Genomic DNA, 18,788 nt, shown 5'->3' with positions numbered 1-18,788 from the left:
ATGTCTCGAACTGCTTGTTCGCAGCCCACCGGCTCAAGGTAACCCGGCTCAAACCACCGGGCCAGCTCAAGTCCTGTCCAAATGAGGCCTGAGCGGCAAATCATCGTGCACGCGCACGGTCTGGCGTTCAATCTTGTGATGCGTCTTGGGCGGACAATCGCCACGGTGCAGCGCGCAGAAGCGGTCCCCAATTGGGAAGCCGAGGGCGGTGAGGCAAGCCAGCGCCACAGGCGGAAGGGGACTTGGACCTGTTTGCCCTGCTGGACCACAAGTTCGCGACACAGGGCCTCAAGGAGAAGACCAAGAGTGATTATGCGCGGGACCTCGCCAAATTCATCAAAAGCAGCGGGCAGTCAAAGTTCGGCGCCGATTGACATGGAGATAGCCATCGCAGCGGACCGCCCAGGCGGACCGCAAGCCGGAATACAACCGGGTGCAGGCGGCCAAGCTCGTCCACAAGATGGCGTCGGGCACACACCGGCGATGGGAAAGCGGACCGTGGAGTGCAGGAACTTCACGCCTATCCACGCTCCCGTGGACGTGTCCTGCGGCACATCGGCAGCGATATTGAGGAGGCACTTGAGCTTCTGGTCGAGCACTCTTACCTGCCACTGCCTACGCTTAACGTCATCTCGTACTGAAAACGCACCACGCAAGGTCGAGATGTAACATGCGCCCTTCGTGGATGGTTCTAAGCTTCCTCGGGCGCGGTCAATCTGTGATAACGGTCGCTTGGAACCTCCATCACCGCGACGCGATCAAGGTTGGCGTATCGCGCTCGGTAGTAACCTTCTTCCTCCACTTCGGCGAAACTACACTGGGGAACGTCAAAGGTCGCAGCTTCCAATCCGAAGAAAGTCGTAGCGGTTTCTTCATCCAAGAAGTTCCACTCATCTTCTCCGTCGTCATATGTGACGCGAACATAGGAGGCCATGCGCACGGCTTCCTGATCACCCATCTCTGCGATGATGGCATCGCATTCTTTCTTCAGCTTTCCTGAAACCTCACCCTTATCCCAGTCATCCAAAGCCCGATAGATTTCTGGATGATAATACTCTGGCATCTCCTCTACATCGTTACCGATAAGCTCAATGGTGCGGACATATTGCGGATTTATCAAGAGTATTTTGTTGTCAAGGCTCCAACAATACAGCCATGGCCTGCTTGTGTTATTTCTACGCAGATTATGAAGTTCCTTCAACTGACGTAAAATCGATTCACGCGCCTTTTCATCGATAGGATATTGGCGGCTGCCAACAGTCGTCTTGATTCTGAGCGTGCCGTATCGCGTTTCGGCATCGGCAATTGCAAACGGGCTCGTGCGCCACTCCTCGACATCAATCTTCCAGCCCAGCAGCTCCTCGACTGTGCATTTCAACGTGAGACAAAGGTCCTTGATCTGCTCGACGTTCAACTGCGTTTTGCCTGTTTCCCAACGGGCCACAGTCTGTTGCGTCGTTGCCATCTGCTCTGCCAAATCTTTTTGAGTCATGCCCAGTCGAACCCTAAGTTCTTTCATGTTCATAACTCACCTCGCGTGTGCAATACACGCATTGTGGATGAATTAATCTAACACGTCAAGCGTGTTCAAAAATCGCAGCATGTGTTTTTAGGGCGTCTTCGAGGGCTCCGGCAGCCGTTCGTGACCACTTGCGCAAGACACAGGGCTGGTACACAGCACGAATGGGCGATCAAAAATTACTGCTGCGATGCTCGTCATCAGCCAAGCTGCCGCCGCACCTTCCACTAGGGTGCCAAGGTTCGAAATGAGTGCAGCCGACCATAGCGAACGGAAGGTCTTGTGCTCAAAAGGAACGAGTGAAGATGTTCTCTTCGCCATTGTGGGAAGCCTCGGGATTGACCGCGGGGCTGGATTTGTTTCGCCTCACTCAACCATGGCCTCGCCGTACAAGCCAAGCTGCCACAGTGCGCGCCTGCTAACCCAGAAAACTTGGCTGCCTTACAGGCATGCGCAGGACGCGCGAAGCCGCTCAAATCTCCCCAGATGGGTCGGCCATCGAAGACCGGCATCACTTGCCCGTTGAGCGGCTATACGATAATGCTCCGCGCTAAGCAGGAAGCGCCAAAAATTCGAGCGGCGACTTCATCCTCCTATTCAGGAAGGAACTATGAGGCGGCAGACGCGACCATTCACCGTGGAAGTCAAACAAAAGCGCAATTATCAAAAATCCGCACGTTCCATCTGGGGTAATTTCGACATCGCCGCGGCGATGGCCGAGACAACAAAGGAAGTCGAGCCGTTAAATCGTCAGCTTGTTGACTCTACTGTAGTGGCCCTTGATGCTGAACCTTTGCACAAACCGCGAGTGGAGCATTTCATGGCCAATCCCCTGGAAACCGAGTCAGCAGTAGTTCCTAGCGAACCGGCAGACAAAGCGGAAACGCCAAAACCGAAGACGAGAGCGCGGCGGTCGAGGAAGCCAGAAGCTGAGGCGAGCGCGCCTGCCCGCAAGAAGGGCGCCAAGCCGATATCCGCGACCACTGAAGCACCGCCGTCGGCGCGAACAGGCCGAAAGAGCTACTCCGCGAAGGATCGTGCCCAGAAGCTGGCGCAGATCGAGACCTCGATCGGCGGCGGCGCTACTCTCAAGAGCGCGGTGAAGCAAGCCGGCATCTCGGAACAGACATATTATCTATGGAAGAAGGCCGCGGCGCCTGCGGCGGACAGTGACGGGCTGAAGGATCTCGTCGCGCTCGAGGAAGAAAACAAGCGGCTAAAGAGCCTGCTTGCCGATCGTCTCCGCAAGGAGAATGCGGAACTGAAGAAAAGGCTCGGGCTGGATTAAGGAGGGTGGGCAGCTGGTTCTTGGCTCGCCACCTACAGCAGCCCCGCCTGCTCGGCCCCGCGGCGCAGGTTCTGCCTCGGCCTTGGGCCGATCTGCTGGATGACCAGCCCGGCCGCTAGCGAGCCGAGATCGCCGCAATCCTTGAGGCTGCGGCCTTGCGTGTAGCCGTAGAGGAAGCCGGCGGCATAGAGGTCGCCGGCGCCTGTCGTGTCGACCAGCTCGCGGATCCTGGTCGCATTGATGGTCACGGTCTCGTCGCCGCGCACGATCACCGAGCCCTTTTCCGAGCGGGTGACGGCGGCGATCTTGCAGTCCCTGCGGATCCGCGCCAGCGCCTCGTCGAATGAAGCGGTCTGGTAGAGCGACTTGATCTCGTGGCTGTTTGCAAAGACGATATCGACGGTGCCGGAGCGCATGAGATCGAGGAATTCGTCGCGGTAGCGGTCGACGCAGAACGAGTCTGACAATGTCATCGACACTTCGCGCCCGGCGGCGTGGGCGAGCTTCGCCGTCTGCCGGATCGCTTCCTTGGCACGCGGCGGATCCCACAGATAGCCTTCGAAATAGGTGACGGCGGCGCCCGACGCCTTGTCGGCCTCGACGTCCTCCGGGCCGAGCTCGACGCAGGCGCCGAGATAGGTGTTCATCGAGCGCTCGCCGTCCGGCGTGACGAAGATCATCGAGCGCGCCGTCGGTGGTTCGCCGTTGAGCGGCTTTGTGTCGAAGGCGACGCCCTGGGCATGGATGTCATGCGCGTAGATTTCGCCGAGCGCGTCGTTGGAGACCTTGCCGAAGAAGGCGGCGCGGCCGCCGAAGGAGGCGACGCCCGCCGCCGTGTTGCCGGCGCTGCCGCCGGAGGCTTCGATGGCCGGGCCCATGCGGCTGTAGAGCAGTTCGGCGCGCCTCGTATCGATCAGGTTCATTGCGCCCTTGATGATGCCGTTGGTCTCCAGGAACGCCTCGTCGCACTGGGCGATGATGTCGACGATGGCATTTCCGATACAAAGCACGTCATAGTACGGCATCAATGATGTCTCCGCCAAAAGCCCACCGGCTTTCTGGCATGCCGGCCGCGGGCGGGTCTGGCCAGTGGGAATGGGCTTTCCGCTTGCCAATCGGTTCGGCGCCAGCCCTCACGGGGCGGCAAGTCCTGCCTCGCGACGCAATTCGTCGGCCCTGTCTGTCTTCTCCCAGGTGAAATCAGGCTCTTCACGGCCGAAATGGCCATAGGTCGCGGTATTGCGGTATATAGGGCGTAAGAGATCAAGCATCTTGATAATGCCTTTCGGTCTGAGATCGAACAACTCAACAATGAGGCGATCGATCCTTCTTTCTTCAACCCTGGCTGTCCCGAACGTGTTGACCATGACGGAAACCGGACTGGCCACGCCGATTGCGTAAGCAAGCTGCACCTCGCACACGTCGGCAAGTCCGCTAGCGACGATGTTCTTTGCGACATACCGGGCCGCATAGGCAGCTGAGCGGTCAACCTTGGACGGGTCCTTGCCCGAAAAAGCGCCGCCGCCATGACGACCCATCCCACCATACGAATCGACGATGATCTTGCGTCCAGTGAGACCGCAGTCGCCGCGCGGCCCGCCGACTACGAACCTCCCCGTCGGGTTGACCAGAATTCTGATGCCTTCCGTCTCCAGGTGGGTCGGTAGGACAGGCTTTATGATTTCCTCAATGACGCCCTCGCGGACAGTCTCTTGCGAGACCTGCTCGTCATGTTGCGTCGACACCACGATGGTATCCAGGGCGACCGGGCGCAACCCCTCGTAGCGCACTGAGACTTGGGATTTCATGTCAGGACGCAACCAGCCAAGCTGTCGTGCCTTCCGGACATACGCCTGCCGTTTCGTCAAGCGATGCGCGAGCTGGATCGGCAAAGGCATCAAGGTATCGGTTTCGCGGCATGCGTAGCCGAACATGAGGCCCTGATCTCCCGCTCCCTGCTGGAGGTCCTGCCCTTGTCCCTCGTCAACGCCTTGGCTGATGTCGGGCGACTGCTCGCTGAGGGCATGAATGACGGAGCAACGCCGGCCGTCAAAGCCGACGGCCTCATCATCGTATCCAATATCGAGAATCGTATCGCGCGCAACTTGGCTATAATCCACCTGCGCATCGCTGGTAATCTCGCCAGCCAGAACGACCATCCCTGATTTTACCAACGCTTCACAGGCGACGCGCGCCTTGGGATCTGTACGGAGGATGGCATCGAGGATGGCATCCGAGATGTTGTCGGCCAACTTATCCGGGTGTCCCGCGCCAACCGATTCGGAAGAGAACACGAACTGCCTAGCCATGAGAACCTCGCTTCGGGTGTTGGAGTTGTATGGGGCATTTTGCTTAGCCCACCTTACCTGTGGGTAATGCCTGGGACCTCGAACGCAGCGCACAAATCGGCAACGTCTCTTCGCACGCAGGCATGGAGCTCTTCGTCATCAGGCCGCCGGAGGACGCAGTCAATGAAGCCAGCAATTTGCACCATTTCCACATCGCGCATGCCCATTGACGTCACTGCGGGCGACCCCAAGCGAATTCCGCTTGTGACCGCAGGATGGCGCGGGTCGCCAGGCACCATATTAAAGTTTGTGATGATGCCTGCCTTTGCTAGCCGCTCCGCATAGGCCTTGCCCGATAGTGGTCGATCGCGCAGATCAAGGATCAGCATGTGATTGTCCGTCCCCCCGGTAACCAGGTCATAACCTCGCTCGATCAGTGCCTGTGCAAGAGCCTTGGCATTCTTGACGGTCTGCTGGCCGTAGCTTCGGAAGGACGGGTTCGCGGCTTCGTGCAAGGCAACCGCTAGCGCAGCGATGGCATTCATGTGAGGCCCGCCTTGCAGGTGAGGAAAGACCGCCCGGTCTATTCGTCTGGCGAGATTGTATTTGCTCTTTGTATGATACAGGGCCTGATAGCGATCTTCGTTCCTGGACAAAATGAAACCACCGCGGGGACCGCGGATCGATTTGTGGGAGGTGCTGCTGACCACGTCGCAATGGCGCACGGGATTCGGGTGCGCTCCCGCGGCAATCAGGCCGCTGATGTGCGCAATGTCGGCTACGAGATAGGAGTTCGCTTCCAGGGCGATTTCTGCCACTGCCGCGTAGTCGAAGACACGCGGGTAAGCAGTTCCGCCGACCCAAATGAGCCGCGGCCGTTCCCGCTTGGCTGTCTCGCGCAAGCGGTCATAGTCAATCTGCTGTGTGTTTTCATCTAGTCCATAGGGGACGCGTTGATAGTCAGTTCCGGAAAAGTTGATGGCCCAACCATGAGTCAGATGGCCCCCTTCCGGAAGGGGCAAGCCCATGACTTTGTCACCGGGACTCAAAAGCGCACGATAGACAGCCTGGTTGGCCGGCGAGCCGGAATAAGGCTGGACGTTGGCATGCTCGCTGCCAAATAGTGTTTTCAAGCGCTCAATGGCTAGATTTTCAAGCTCATCAACGATCTCATTTCCAGCGTAGTAGCGCGCACCGGGGTACCCCTCGGCGTACTTGTTCGTGAAAATGGAGCCGTTCGCTTCCAGCACGGCCGAGGACGCAAAGTTCTCTGAGGCGATGAGCTTGAGGGTCGTCCGCTCCTGCCGCTCCTGTCTCAGAAGCAGCTCGTGAACGCGGCAGTCAACCGCGGCCAAGGAAGACCGCCCATAGGTGTCGGGCTGCGCGCTGGCGCCATCGGCGGATTTGTCCATGGTAGCTTCGCGCTCCAATTGGTTGACCTACTTCACGATTAAACATGCGGTCCCCTTCGGCCGCGTGTCTCGTACCGCTTCGAGCCGTTGAAGGTCTCGTTTGTGATAGCCATCGCCGTGGGGCAGGAGATCAACCAACAATTGAACCAGCCCGCCGTCCTTACCTCCTGTTTTGAGATTGTACGAGCACCACGGACGTTGTTCGTTGCAGTAAAGAAAGTCGGCTCTGGCCAGCAGCCGAACGTGTCGTACAACGTGCTCACGACGCAGACCCAGAATCTCCGCTAGCTGGCAGACAGTTAGGTCCGCGTGCGCGCAAAGGCCTAGAATTCGAAGGCGATCTAAATGCGCTGCCGTCCGTAGGCGACTGACCAGTGTCAGCATTGGTCAGGACCAAGCCACTTGGAAAGCCTGGGCACTCGTCCTACTGAATTTGTCATTTCGCGTTCTCCACAGATGTTGCAGCTTTCGAACCAAATAATATGGTTGCTTGTCCACCGACCGGACAATCTCGGTGGCCGTGAAGATACTGTTTTGAGCCGATATGGCTGTGTCGAACAAACAAGATGGGCGCTCTTCTTGCCATTGCCGTTAGCCGAAATTGCACGCAGTTCGGCGGGTCGGAGAATAAGCCACGGTTCGGACCCCACTGACTCAAACGTTGCAATAAGCCTACCATTCACAGCGAACCGGAGTTGCTAAGAGTCTATGAATTTCCTTGAAGGATCTGTTGCAACGTTTGCGCAGCCCGGTCTTGCTCCCGGCTTGCAGCGGTCAATCTCGTGCAGACTGACCGTGATGCAAAGATGACAAGGAAGGTTCGCTTTCAATCCGATCTTCTTCCTGGCCAAGTAGTTCGTAGTCTCATAACTGTGGCCTAGACAAAAGCTGGGCTAATCAGCGAGGTATGATGTCGTTAGCGTGGTTGGGCCACCAGCAGGTCGACGCCAAGATCGACACGCGCAATTTCCCGCGCTACGAGAATGTCAGTGACTGCGCGCTCTTCCTCGGGCGGTCTGGCTGCGCCGTCTAGAATCTGAATGCGTCTCGCGCCGACCCGTTCAGCAATGAGCTGTTCGGCTTGCCGCATTGACGGCGAAGCAAGCTCAAGTACGTTTTCGCGCATCTCACGCGCCGCCTCGCCGACTTCCGCAAAACGCTTCTCGGCGAACTGGTCCTTAAAGAGCGCAGCGAGATCATCAAATGTTTGAACTTTGGTGGGCTTGGGTTTCGAGCAAAAATATCCAGTTGCCAGTCCAGGTTTATAGGCAAGGCTGTGCGCTTTGTAGTCTGGCAAGGGCCCAATATCCCCTGGTGAGACGAAAATGGACTGCCGTGCTACGGTTGCTCCATTATAAGAGCGGTCGAAATCGCTGATGTTTGCAATACAAGGAGCCGCATAGAAGACGTTTGACGGATAGCGCGCCTCAAGCCGAAGAAGCAGTTCATGCTGACGCGACACATCCCTTGATTGATGGTGTTGCGGATCGTGGTGGCCGCCTGCGTCAGCTGACGGATGGTCGCTACGACCGCGGAGCGCAGTTCGTCCGGCTCGCCAAGATAGGAGTTCAGAAAAGCGTCGAGCGTTGCCGCTGGCATCGTAACCTCCCGATCCAGCCGCCTCTCCTCGGGTCGGCCGGATCGGGAAAGGAGAACAAACGACGCTGGATAAGTAAAATTCAATAACTTTACTCAGGCAGTAAAAAAATTTTAGTATGCGATATGAGAAACCTCACGCTTAAGCAATTCAAGACCGTTCAGGCAATCGTCAGCCACGGAAAAATCGTCAGCGCAGCAAAGGTGTTAGGCCTGTCTCCTCCAGCGGTGACGATCCAGTTGCGGCAGGTGGAGGAGGAGTTCCAACTGGCCTTGTTCGACCGGACGTCGGACGGCATGCGTCCCACTGCCGCAGGTCTGGCCTTCGTCGAGACGGCACAGGCCATCGAGGAGCGGCTTCGTCTGCTCGAAGACAAGATGGATGCGATCAAGGGCGTGCGCGCCGGCAGCTTGCGGCTCGGCGTCGTTTCCACGGCCAAATATTTCGCGCCGCGGCTGATGGCCGCCTTCATGAAGGAACATCCAGATATCGACATGCGCCTTGCCATCGGCAACCGCGCCGAGACGATCGACAATCTGAAGAACCACGACATCGATATCGCGCTGATGGGACGCCCGGCCAAGGAAATCCCGGTGCGTGCTTCGGTCTTCGGCGATCACCCGCTGGTCATCATCGCACCGCCCGACCACCCGCTGGCGTCGGCACGCGACATTTCCAAGGAGCGGATCGCCGAGGAGCATTTCCTCATTCGCGAGTCCGGCTCCGGAACGCGCATCTCATTGGAAATATTCCTGAGCGACGTGCCCGGCCGCATCGACGATCTCGGCGTCGAGATGGACTCGAACGAGACCATCAAGCAGGCGGTGATGGCCGGGCTCGGCATTGCGTTCATCTCTGCCCACACCATCGCTGCCGAAACCGAAGCCGGCCGGCTGGTCATCCTCGATGTTGTCGGCATGCCGATCCGCCGGCAATGGTTTTCGGTGATGCGCAGCGATCACGCGATCTCGCCGGCGATGGCGACCTTCCACGATTTTCTGATGCGCAAGGGCGCGATGTACCTGCCCCTGTTCGGCAAGCTCTATCCGCACGAGGAACCGAACACTTGAGGTCGCGCGAGTTAGGGCGCGCGGTGCAGGCAAAACGCTTGCCCCAAACTTATTCGATAGCGTGATCGAGGCACCGTGTGGCGAGCCGCGCGGACGCGAGAGCCAACGGCCAGCAGCACGCAGGTTGCGGTCTGAACTTCGGCTCAGCGCATTGTCGCGTCGGCTCGCAGACACCTGGTCGTCTCGGTCGAGACCGTCACCTGCTCGCCGGACCTTGAGAACGTGTAGAGCGAGCCCTGGTGACCCGGCATGGAAAAGGCCACGGAGTCGTCGTCGGCGAGACCCATTACGACGCGCAGCGGATCGCCCCCGGTCTTCGGCGCGAAGGTGGCGGTGACCTCCAAGAGGTCGCCGTCGGCCGGGACGTAGTAGACCACCATGTCAAGGTGTCCCTCGTGCAGGCTGCCGCCCTCGATCGGGCGTCCGATGGTGGCCTCCTCGGCAAAAGCCGGGGTCGCAAGAAACAGCGCGGCCAGGAGTGATGCGCTCAGGTTTTTGCGGATCATCTCATATCTCCTTTTTTAGATTGCGTTCGACCTCTATATGATTTATAGATTACGAATGCAATCCAAAAAGGAAGCTAACGATGCGCGTAAGTCGTACCCAGGCCGCGGAAAACCGCGAAACCGTAATCAACGTGGCAAGCCGCCTTTTTCGGGAGCGCGGGTTTGATGGTATCGGCCTTAAGGATCTGATGAAGGGCGCCGGACTGACCCAAGGCGCGTTTTACAAGCAGTTCGCATCCAAGGACGACCTGGCGGCGCAGGCGTCCCGGCGGGCGATGGAGAGCGCCACCCGTCGATGGTCGGCCGCGACTGCGGCAAACCCTGATGATCCGCTTGGCGCGGTGATCGCGTTCTACCTCAGTATGGACCATCGCGGAGAAAAGATGGACGGCTGCCCGATCGTGGCGCTCGGCTCGGATGCCGCCAGACAGGGCAAGGACGTGAAAGCGCCGTTCGAAGCCGGAATCAAGGAGCATCTCGAGATCCTCGGCCGTTTCATCGCTGGAACCGGTGGCGGGGAGTTCGATGGCAAGGCCATGGCTATTCTCTCGACGATGGTCGGTGCGCTGATGTTATCGCGCCTCATCAACGATCCAGGCCTCGCGCAGGCCTTTCTAGATGCGGCGGCCAATCAGGTTCGCGAAGCAGCCGGTGCTTGAGCGGCGTTGCGGCGCCCGCGGCGCGCCCGAACTGATAGGAAAATAGATGCGACGGATTGTTGTTACGGGCATGGGAGCGGTTACGCCCCTTGCTGCCGATGCTGAAACGTCCTGGTCGCGTCTCCTGGCCGGCCGCTCGGGTATCCGGAGGCTTGCGGATGATATGGTGGGCGACCTGCCGGCGAAGGTCGGCGGGGTGGTGCCTTCCACACAAGAAGATCCGGACGCTGGTTTCGATCCGGATGTCGTCTTTCCGCCGAAGGATCAGCGCAAGGCAGATCGGTTCATTTTGTTTGCCTTGGCGGCGGCAGAAGAGGCGCTCGCCCAAGCAAGATGGGTACCCATCTCGGAAGCTGATCGCTTGCGCACGGCCACGATCATCGCCTCGGGCGTCGGCGGATTCCCGGCCATAACCGAGGCGGTGCGCACGGTCGACCGACGCGGCGTCCGCCGTTTATCACCTTTTACGGTGCCGTCGTTCCTGGTGAACCTCGCGGCAGGCCACGTCTCGATCCGCTATGGCTTCAAAGGTCCGCTCGGTGCACCGGTGACGGCGTGCGCGGCCGGCATTCAGGCGATCGGTGATGCGGCTCGCCTAATTCGCGCCAACGAAGCCGATATTGCCGTGTGCGGCGGGACGGAAGCATGCATGAATATCGTCAGCCTCGGTGGGTTTGCCGCGGCACGCTCTCTTTCGACCTCCTTTAATCACCGTCCTGAAGAGGCCTCCCGACCGTTCGACAAGTCGCGGGACGGTTTCGTCATGGGCGAAGGAGCCGGCATGCTGGTCATCGAGGAATTGAGCCACGCCCTGGCGCGCGGCGCAAGACCGCTGGCCGAGCTTGTCGGGTACGGCACGACGGCTGATGCTCATCACGTCACCTCCGGTCCCGAGGACGGCGACGGTGCGCGCCGGGCCATGGAGATCGCAATCGCCCAAGCAGGGATTTCGCCCCGCGAGGTTCGTCATCTCAATGCCCATGCGACCTCTACGCCGGTAGGCGACCTGGGTGAGATCGAAGCAATCAAGAGCGTGTTCGGGCGCGATTTCGCGATAGCTGTCAGTGCAACGAAATCGGCGACCGGACACCTGCTCGAAGCCGCTGGCGGGCTCGGAGCTATCTTCGCAATCCTGGCGCTCAGGGATCAGATGGCACCGCCGACCCTCAATCTGAGCGCTCCCGATCCGGCCGGCGACGGGATCGACTTCGTCGCAAACCATGCCCGGCCGATGGCGATGGACTACGCAATCTCCAATGGCTTCGGCTTCGGAGGCGTTAATGCCAGCGCGCTGTTCCGGCGCTGGACGGATGATCTGGCCGGCGCGAGCACCGGAGGCGCTCATGATTGACGCCTTTCGCTCCGACCTTTCGCGCTTCTCCCCGCCAATGCAAACACGAAGAAAGATGTGACCTTCATGAACAGGACCAATCTAGGCGTCGCCCTGGTGACCGGGGCATCCAGCGGCATCGGGCACACAACGGCCAAAGCCCTGAAGAACGCAGGTTTTCGCGTGTTCGGAACCAGCCGTGGCGCGGTCGCCGAACGATCCGACGGCATTACCATGCTGACCGGCGACGTGACCGATGACGCGTCCGTGGCAAAACTTGTACAGGACGTGCTGGCCGAGACCGGGCGCATCGACCTGCTCGTCAACAATGCCGGCGTTGGCCTGCTTGGTGGCGCGGAGGAGTCCTCGATGGCCCAGGCCAAGTCGCTGTTTGACGTGAACGTCTTTGGCGTTATGCGAGTAACCAAAGCGGTCCTGCCGACAATGCGCCGTCAAGGCAAGGGCAGAATCGTCAATTTGAGCTCGGTGCAGGGGTTCATTCCAGCTCCCTATTTCGCGCTTTATTCGTCGACCAAGCATGCCATTGAGGGCTATTCCGAATCGCTCGACCACGAACTGCGTCCTTTCGGAATTCGCGTCGTGTTGGTGGAGCCCGCCTATACCCGCACCTCATTTGAGGAAAATCTCGCCAGGCCGGATCAGTTGCTCGATATCTACGACTCTGCGCGCGCCGGCATGAATGCAGCTGTGCGCAAAGCAATGGAAAAAGGCGATGCGCCGGAAGTGGTGGCCAGGACCGTTTTGGCGGCTGCGACCGATCCCGCTCCGAAGGGGCGCTATGCGGCTGGAAAAATGGCGCGCCAGGTCAGTTTCCTGCGCCGTTTCGTCCCCGCATTCGCATTCGACAAAAGCCTGCGAAAGCAACTAGGGCTGCCGGTTTGATGACATCGATGAACACCCGTGAAGATCGGAATCATCGACGCTGGAAACATCGGCACCACATTGGCGCGGCGTAACCTGACCCGATCACTCCGGAGAAACGCCCTGCCGTCGTTGGCGTTAGATTAGCGGTATGTTATATTGCGGCGCGAAAGAGCGGGGGCCGCGCCCTTTCAGCACCGGTAAGCGATCTGTATGTGCGACCCCTGCAGACTGGTGGGTATCACGGAAACCTCCCGGCATGGGGTTGGGGATTCGATGGGGACAAGGGGCAATGCTTTACACGCTCGTTATGATGGTCTGCCTGACGGCTGTGCCGCAGACCTGTGAACAACGCGAACAGATGGTGGACGGCCTGGCGATGAATCCCGGGACCGCGTTCATGCAGGCGCAGTCGCTGGTCGCCCAGTGGATCGAGACGCATCCCGGTTATGTCGTGCGGCGCTGGCGGGTGCTGCCCGGCCGGGGTTCGTGAGATCCGCCGCGACGATCGAATGGGATTCTATTTCTCCGCGCCGAGCGTTTCCGAGACGACCTTGGACAATTGGTAAAGCCGCTGCTCGATGATCGTCGGCACTTCACAGACGTAAGTCAGTGATTGGACGCGTTCATTGAAAATTCGCGTTGCGAATTTCAGCTTTTCGGTTCGCCGATCGATCTCTTCGGGATCTGCATCCGGCTTTGCCCGCAACGCATCGACATCGGACCCTTCCTTGCGCAACGCGGCGGCCATTTCGAGCTGCTTGTGGGCGTAGCGGGAAATGCCCGAAATCACCTGCGAGCGCTCGGCGTCCAGGTGATCGAACATGCCTTGCACCAGCATCGCCATTTTGGGTGCAAGCTGTTCTGCCGGCAAGGAGGCCGCGAAATCCCTGATCTTCTTTTGAGCTTCCGCAATCGGCATCCGGCGAGCTGCCACTTCCTCGATCAGGGCGGAGATGGTGGGGTCCTTCGACCAGTCCTTCGCCGCTGAAGGAAGGTCCGGTCCGTTCCAGATCTGGCCGAGCGAGAGTTGCGGCACCTTGCGCTGCATGCAGGGCCAGTCTGGATCGGGGTTGGCTGCCATGGCGTTAATGCCCGGCGCGAGCATGGCAACCAGAGCCAGGCCGCGAACAAGGCTCATTCGTGCCATCAGGTATTTCCTCCCGTGTCCTGTTTGCGGGTCATCAGGCCGCGCGAAGGGTCGTAGGCGATGATGGCGGCGGCAAGGAACAGCAGCGTGCAGCCGGCAACGACGCCCAGCGACAGCCACTCAACCTGGCCGTAGAAGGCGAAGCGGATCAGTTCGACGGCATAAGTAAACGGATTGGCGAGGCAGATCTTGTAGAGCAGGGGGCTGGCCTCCTGGATACGCCACAAGGGATAGAGTGCCGGAGAAGCGAAATAGCCGGGAAAGATGACGAAGTTCATGATGCCAGCGAAGTTTTCGAGCTGCTTGATCATCGAGGACAAAAGCATGCCGAGCGCGCACAGCATCATGCCTGACAGGAACAGTGCCGGCAGCACGGTGAGATAGCCAAGCGGCGGCGCCTTGACGCCCCAGAACCAGGCAACGATCAGGAACGCGTAAACCTGCGCGATCGACACGGCGACACCGGCAAGCATCTTCGAGATAAGTAAAAACCAACGCGGGAAGGGGCTGACCAGCAGGGTGCGCATGTTGCCCATTTCGCGGTCATAGACCATCGACAGCGAAGACTGCATGCCCGAAAACAGCAGAATCATGCCGCACAGGCCCGGCGTGATGTAGACCTCGTAGAGCACGTAGGTCTTGTAGGGCGGGATGATCGATACGCCGAGCACCTGCCGGAATCCGGCGGCAAAGATGAACAGCCAGACGAGCGGCCGAACCAGCGAGGATATGAAGCGCTCGCGCTGGTGCAGGAAGCGCAGGCACTCCCGCACGACGATCCCTTTTAGGCAAATGAGGTAGTGACGGAGCCCAAATTGTTCGAACTTCACCGGCGTGAGGGCGGCGACTTTTGCGGGCATTGCGGGAGCGCTCATGGCGACATCTCCGCGATGCCGCTTGTTTCGATGCGGTTAAGCCTGGAAAAGGTGTCGCGGATCGAACTGGCACCGCTCGTCACAACGACATCGGCCACCTTACCCTTGGCAACCAGGTCGCCCTGCCGCAGCACGACGACATGGTCGCTGTCGTCGACCTCATCGATCAGATGCGTCGCCCACAGCACACCGATGCCCTCGGTTTCGACGAGTTTGCGGATGGTGGCCAAAATGCCCGCACGCGACTGGATGTCGAGACCGACCGTCGCCTCGTCGAGCAGCAGCAGGGAAGGGCGGTGGAGCAGCGCCCGCGCGATCTCGATGCGCCGCATTTGGCCGCCGGAAAGACTGCGTGCCTTGTCATGCTGACGGCCCTGCATGTTGACTGTATCCAGCAGCGCGGCAATGCGCTGCCGGGCTTGGTGTCCGCCGATGCCATGCAATGAGGCGTGGTAGGAGAGGTTCTGGTGGACGCTGAGGTCGAGGTCGAGCGTGCGTGCCTGGAACACGATGCCGACACGCCTGAGCGCTTCGCCCGAAGCGCGGCCGACGTCATGGCCGAAGATGCGGATCGATCCGCGGCGCGTGCCGTAAAGATGGCTGATCAGTGAGAACAAAGTTGTCTTGCCGGCGCCGTTGAGGCCGAGCAGAACGGTGAAAGTTCCTGGCGCGATCGAGAATGAGACGTCGTTGAGCGCCCGCTTCGTACCATAGGAATGGCTGACGCCGGCAACGTCGAGTGCCGCCACCTCCTCTCCAGGTCCGCTTGTCCTCACATGCCGCATGCCGATGGCTCCTTCGGGGCGCGCTGGTTTTCTCGTGCGCTTGCAACATCCCCGCGGCAAAGATTTGTCATGTCGGCCTCCCTGATAATCGCTGCGGTCTAGTGAGGCGATATGGCCACGCCCCAAGGCTGCTGGCCGACCGTTACCGATTGAACCGGCTCGTCCGTCGCCGTGTCGATGAAGGTGATGTCGTTGGAATTACCGTTGGTGGTGATCAGCGTCTTTTGATCGGGTGTGAAGTCGAGATGCCAGACGCGTTGGCCAACCAGGATGTATTTTTCCACCTCGTAGGTTTCGGTATTGATGACGGCGACATGGTTCGCCGGGCCGAGCGCGACATAGGCCTTCTTGCCGTCGGCGCTGATCGCGATGCCCACCGGCTGGATGGTTTCGGGCCGCAGTCCCGCAATCGCGAACTGGATCTTCTTCACCACCTCGCGCTTGAGACTATCGATGACGCTGACGGTGCCGCCGATTTCGGCGCTGACCCAGATCTGTGATCCGTCGGGCTTGAATTGCGCAAAGCGCGGACGCGTGTCGACCAGGACATTGTCGGTCACCTCATGGCTGTCGGTGTCGATAAAATGCGCCATGCTGGTGGTTTCGGAGGTGTTGACCATGGTTTTGCCATCGGGACTGATAGCCATGCCTTCAGGCTCCACCCCAACGGGAATCTCGGTCATGACCTGCTTGCTCTCGATGTTGATCGCGGTGACGAGATTGTCGTCCTCGTTGGCAACGTAGAGCGTGGTGCCGTCGGGCGAAAGCACGAACAGTTCGGGATCCGGGCCGGATGGCAGCGTGCCCACAATCTGCAGCGTCCCGGTATCGATGATTTCGATCGTATCGTCATCGCTGGCGCACAAATAGATGAACTTGCCGTCATGCGAGATGGTGATACCGCGCGGCCTCTGGCCGACTTCGACGGTCTTCACCACTTGCATCGTCGCCGTGTCGACGACCGTTATCGTATTGTCTTTCTCGTTGGAGACATAAACGGTGTAAGCCCACGCCGGATTGGCCATGAAGCCGGTTGCGAGAATGGCGAGTGCGCAAGCTCGTCTCTGCACGAAGATTCCTCCCGATTGGTTCTACTTAAGAACGCATTTCGTTTCCGGCTGATCGATGCCGAGCGTATCGAGCTCGGAGATCTGGTGGAGATAACCCTCCTGTGGCGATGTCGAGACGACGGATTTGGTGTCGCCGAGCAGGATTGGCTGGCGAAGCTGATGGTTCCACTTGCGGAAGGTCAGCTTCTGTCCCTTGAAGGCGGCGACCGAGAAATCGTCCGAGCGGATGTAGTCGCCGATCTTCTTCGGATCGTCGCCATTGGTCCGCGTGCTGGCTTCGCCCACCACCCGCACCGCCGTCCAGGCCGACATGTCCTTGGACAGCATTCGCCGACCGGTCGTCCTCAGGAAACGGCTCTGCATCTGAATGCCGCCCCATTGCTCGCTCGCGGGATGCCAGGACGACGCGACAAGGCCCGCCGTGCCGGCGACCAGCCGCGGTGTCCAGGTGCGGTAGGGCACATAAGTTCCGAACACCTCGCTCTCATCGGCGACAAGCACCACGTCATGCTCCGGCAGATCCTGCGTGAACACGGAAATCTGCTGCTGTATCTGCGTGGCGCCGGTGTCGGTGCGGCGCGCCGTGCCGGTGTCTTTGAACTCCTTCTCGGCGACGATCTGACCGCCGAAGCGGGCCGCCGCGCGGCGCAACGCGTCCGCATATAGATGATCCTGCTCATGCGAACCGTAGAGCAGCACCCAATTCGGCCATTTCTTTACCACGAGATACTGGGCCAGCGCGTCAGCCAGCATGCTTCGCGTCGGCGCGATATGGAAAATATTTATGCGGCAGTCTTCCTCGCGCAGGCTGTCGTCGGTGGCACCGACATTGAAGACCAGAACGCCCTTGTCGCGGGCGATGTCTGCGATCGACAGCAATTGCCTGGCCGAGAGGTCCGCGACAACATAGCGGTCACCTTTGGCAATCAGATCGTTGAACGCTTGGATCACGTCGGCGTCCGGCTTGACCTCGGTTATGTCGAGGCTGAATTTCTGGCTGAGGAACTTCCCTGTCGTATTGTTGTCGCCGATCGCCACATTGGCGCCGGCAACACCTTCGTCGCGTGGCGGCAGGTCCAGCAGGGAAAGCGCCAGTTGCGGCGCGTAGGCCCGCAAATAACCTATTCTGATTTCGGTTATCTTTGTTTCCGGCCTGTCGGTTGCGACCGGTTGCTTGCCCGTGACTTCCTGGGCCATCACGTCCGCAACGTCGGCGGTCTGGAAAAAAAGGCACAAAAAGGCCGCGAGAGTGCCCGGCACCGCGCTCGTCATCGATAAAACTGCCCGTTCTTGCACTAAAGTCCGATTGTTCCCGGACCAGCGCGAATTCAAGGTGCCCACAATGAGCTTAGCGGACCCCACAAGATTTATCAAAGCCCTGCAAGTGGACTTGCGTGTCTGCTTTAGTCCTATGCCTTTTCGTGGGAATACGGCGATGAATGAGCGTGTTGCGGTCTTCGACTCCGAGATGATCCGCAGCAATGCCGGAATGTGAAACTCTATGGGTTGTCTTGGGAGGAGTGCCTGATGAAAACGCGCGCCGCTGTTGCCGTCGCCGCCGGAAAGCCGCTGGAGATCATGGAGGTCGACCTCGAGGGTCCTCGCGATGGCGAGGTGCTGGTCGAGATCAAGGCAACCGGCATCTGCCACACCGACGAGTTCACGCTGTCGGGCGCCGACCCCGAAGGCCTGTTTCCGGCGATCCTTGGCCATGAGGGCGCCGGCATCGTCGTCGACGTCGGCAAGGGCGTCACCTCGGTCAGGAAGGGCGACCATGTCATCCCGCTCTATACGCCGGAATGCCGGCAGTGCCCGTCCTGCCTGTCGCGCAAGACCAATCTGTGCACCGCCATCCGCGCCACGCAGGGACAGGGCCTGATGCCCGACGGCACCTCGCGCTTCTCGATCGGCAAGGACAGGCTGTTCCACTATATGGGCTGCTCGACCTTTTCCAACTTCACCGTGCTGCCCGAGATCGCGGTGGCCAAGGTCAATGCCGACGCGCCCTTCGACAAGATCTGCTACATCGGCTGCGGCGTCACCACCGGCATCGGCGCTGTGATCAACACGGCCAAGGTCGAGCAAGGCGCGACGGCGGTCGTCTTCGGCCTCGGCGGCATCGGCCTCAACGTCATCCAGGGCCTGCGCCTTGCCGGCGCCGACATGATCATCGGCGTCGATGTGAACAACGACAAGAAGCAATGGGGCGAGAAGTTCGGCATGACGCATTTCGTCAATCCGAAGGAGATCGACGGCGACATCGTGGCCCATCTCGTCAACATGACCAAGCGCGGCGCCGACCAGATCGGCGGCGCCGACTACACCTTCGACTGCACCGGCAACACCAAGGTCATGCG

The 18,788-nt window shown here is 59.7% G+C and carries 21 protein-coding genes; 8 read left to right on the top strand and 13 right to left on the bottom strand.

Translation table 11 applies throughout. From position 1 onward, the window contains the following. The first annotated feature begins 242 nt into the window (after nucleotides 1–242). Entirely contained in the window at nucleotides 243–374 is a 132-nt protein-coding gene (locus NKJ72_RS28700; protein ID WP_023679681.1) for a hypothetical protein, read from the top strand. Between the two features lie 317 nt (nucleotides 375–691). Here the strand turns inward: NKJ72_RS28700 and NKJ72_RS28695 are convergent, their stop codons facing one another. Then, the gene (locus tag NKJ72_RS28695; RefSeq protein ID WP_352480445.1) at nucleotides 692–1,525 is read right to left on the bottom strand and encodes a helix-turn-helix transcriptional regulator; all 834 of its coding nucleotides are present in this window, start codon (nucleotides 1,523–1,525) and stop codon (nucleotides 692–694) included. An 84-nt stretch (nucleotides 1,526–1,609) separates the two neighbouring features. Continuing rightward, nucleotides 1,610–1,840, bottom strand: a complete 231-nt coding sequence (locus tag NKJ72_RS28690) for an MFS transporter (protein ID WP_352480444.1) — start codon at nucleotides 1,838–1,840, stop codon at nucleotides 1,610–1,612. A gap of 289 nt (nucleotides 1,841–2,129) precedes the next feature. Between NKJ72_RS28690 and NKJ72_RS28685 the strand changes: the two genes are divergently transcribed. Continuing rightward, a complete protein-coding gene (locus tag NKJ72_RS28685; protein ID WP_352480443.1) occupies nucleotides 2,130–2,807 on the top strand; it encodes a transposase in 678 nt (225 codons plus the stop codon). 32 nt (nucleotides 2,808–2,839) lie between these two features. Here NKJ72_RS28685 and NKJ72_RS28680 read toward each other — a convergent pair whose 3' ends face one another. From NKJ72_RS28680 to NKJ72_RS28660, 5 genes are all read right to left on the bottom strand, one after another. After that, on the bottom strand, nucleotides 2,840–3,832 hold the full coding sequence (locus NKJ72_RS28680) for an adenosine kinase (RefSeq protein WP_352480442.1): 993 nt from the start codon (nucleotides 3,830–3,832) through the stop codon (nucleotides 2,840–2,842). A gap of 108 nt (nucleotides 3,833–3,940) precedes the next feature. Further along, complete coding sequence (metK, locus tag NKJ72_RS28675) at nucleotides 3,941–5,116, bottom strand: methionine adenosyltransferase (protein ID WP_352480441.1); 1,176 nt, start codon at nucleotides 5,114–5,116, stop codon at nucleotides 3,941–3,943. Between the two features lie 53 nt (nucleotides 5,117–5,169). Beyond that, nucleotides 5,170–6,507, bottom strand: a complete 1,338-nt coding sequence (gene glyA, locus NKJ72_RS28670) for a serine hydroxymethyltransferase (protein ID WP_352480440.1) — start codon at nucleotides 6,505–6,507, stop codon at nucleotides 5,170–5,172. A gap of 916 nt (nucleotides 6,508–7,423) precedes the next feature. Further along, complete coding sequence (locus tag NKJ72_RS28665; protein WP_352480439.1) at nucleotides 7,424–7,804, bottom strand: hypothetical protein; 381 nt, start codon at nucleotides 7,802–7,804, stop codon at nucleotides 7,424–7,426. A gap of 41 nt (nucleotides 7,805–7,845) precedes the next feature. Then, entirely contained in the window at nucleotides 7,846–8,106 is a 261-nt protein-coding gene (locus NKJ72_RS28660; RefSeq protein ID WP_352480438.1) for a hypothetical protein, read from the bottom strand. A 123-nt stretch (nucleotides 8,107–8,229) separates the two neighbouring features. Between NKJ72_RS28660 and NKJ72_RS28655 the strand changes: the two genes are divergently transcribed. Next, on the top strand, nucleotides 8,230–9,174 hold the full coding sequence (locus NKJ72_RS28655; protein ID WP_352480437.1) for a LysR family transcriptional regulator: 945 nt from the start codon (nucleotides 8,230–8,232) through the stop codon (nucleotides 9,172–9,174). A gap of 143 nt (nucleotides 9,175–9,317) precedes the next feature. On the opposite strand, the gene NKJ72_RS28650 is transcribed toward NKJ72_RS28655, so the two are convergent. After that, nucleotides 9,318–9,680, bottom strand: a complete 363-nt coding sequence (locus NKJ72_RS28650; RefSeq protein WP_352480436.1) for a hypothetical protein — start codon at nucleotides 9,678–9,680, stop codon at nucleotides 9,318–9,320. A gap of 80 nt (nucleotides 9,681–9,760) precedes the next feature. Here NKJ72_RS28650 and NKJ72_RS28645 point away from each other — a divergent pair, with 80 nt between their 5' ends. The 4 genes from NKJ72_RS28645 to NKJ72_RS28630 all read left to right on the top strand — a co-directional run bounded on the left by NKJ72_RS28645 (nucleotide 9,761) and on the right by NKJ72_RS28630 (nucleotide 13,044). Continuing rightward, complete coding sequence (locus NKJ72_RS28645; RefSeq protein ID WP_352480435.1) at nucleotides 9,761–10,339, top strand: TetR/AcrR family transcriptional regulator; 579 nt, start codon at nucleotides 9,761–9,763, stop codon at nucleotides 10,337–10,339. Nucleotides 10,340–10,385: 46 nt separating this feature from the next. Further along, nucleotides 10,386–11,690 (top strand): beta-ketoacyl-ACP synthase II, encoded by a 1,305-nt coding sequence (gene fabF / locus NKJ72_RS28640; RefSeq protein WP_352480434.1) that lies wholly within the window; start codon nucleotides 10,386–10,388, stop codon nucleotides 11,688–11,690. 66 nt (nucleotides 11,691–11,756) lie between these two features. After that, the gene (locus NKJ72_RS28635) at nucleotides 11,757–12,572 is read left to right on the top strand and encodes an oxidoreductase (RefSeq protein ID WP_352480433.1); all 816 of its coding nucleotides are present in this window, start codon (nucleotides 11,757–11,759) and stop codon (nucleotides 12,570–12,572) included. A gap of 271 nt (nucleotides 12,573–12,843) precedes the next feature. Beyond that, nucleotides 12,844–13,044, top strand: a complete 201-nt coding sequence (locus NKJ72_RS28630) for a hypothetical protein (protein WP_352480432.1) — start codon at nucleotides 12,844–12,846, stop codon at nucleotides 13,042–13,044. 27 nt (nucleotides 13,045–13,071) lie between these two features. Here the strand turns inward: NKJ72_RS28630 and NKJ72_RS28625 are convergent, their stop codons facing one another. The 5 genes from NKJ72_RS28625 to NKJ72_RS28605 form a co-directional block, all read right to left on the bottom strand. Beyond that, complete coding sequence (locus tag NKJ72_RS28625; RefSeq protein WP_352480431.1) at nucleotides 13,072–13,701, bottom strand: hypothetical protein; 630 nt, start codon at nucleotides 13,699–13,701, stop codon at nucleotides 13,072–13,074. Beyond that, a complete protein-coding gene (locus tag NKJ72_RS28620; RefSeq protein WP_352480459.1) occupies nucleotides 13,701–14,561 on the bottom strand; it encodes a lanthanide ABC transporter permease protein PedC in 861 nt (286 codons plus the stop codon). The genes NKJ72_RS28625 and NKJ72_RS28620 overlap by 1 nt, the downstream gene beginning before the upstream one ends. 11 nt (nucleotides 14,562–14,572) lie before the next feature. Next, nucleotides 14,573–15,361: a lanthanide ABC transporter ATP-binding protein PedB/LutE gene (locus NKJ72_RS28615; RefSeq protein WP_352480430.1), complete on the bottom strand. Its 789-nt coding sequence runs from the start codon at nucleotides 15,359–15,361 to the stop codon at nucleotides 14,573–14,575. 98 nt (nucleotides 15,362–15,459) lie between these two features. Further along, a complete protein-coding gene (locus NKJ72_RS28610; RefSeq protein ID WP_352480429.1) occupies nucleotides 15,460–16,431 on the bottom strand; it encodes a YVTN family beta-propeller repeat protein in 972 nt (323 codons plus the stop codon). A 21-nt stretch (nucleotides 16,432–16,452) separates the two neighbouring features. Beyond that, a complete protein-coding gene (locus NKJ72_RS28605) occupies nucleotides 16,453–17,628 on the bottom strand; it encodes a lanthanide ABC transporter ABC transporter substrate-binding protein PedA1 (RefSeq protein ID WP_352480428.1) in 1,176 nt (391 codons plus the stop codon). 330 nt (nucleotides 17,629–17,958) lie between these two features. Here NKJ72_RS28605 and NKJ72_RS28600 point away from each other — a divergent pair. Next, a partial coding sequence (locus tag NKJ72_RS28600) for an alcohol dehydrogenase catalytic domain-containing protein (RefSeq protein ID WP_352480427.1) occupies nucleotides 17,959–18,788 on the top strand: 830 nt, incomplete at its 3' end.

Origin of the sequence: Mesorhizobium sp. M0045 (genome assembly GCF_040323385.1) — a bacterium.
Lineage (GTDB): Bacteria > Pseudomonadota > Alphaproteobacteria > Rhizobiales > Rhizobiaceae > Mesorhizobium.
This window is presented reverse-complemented; position numbering and strand designations above follow the sequence as displayed.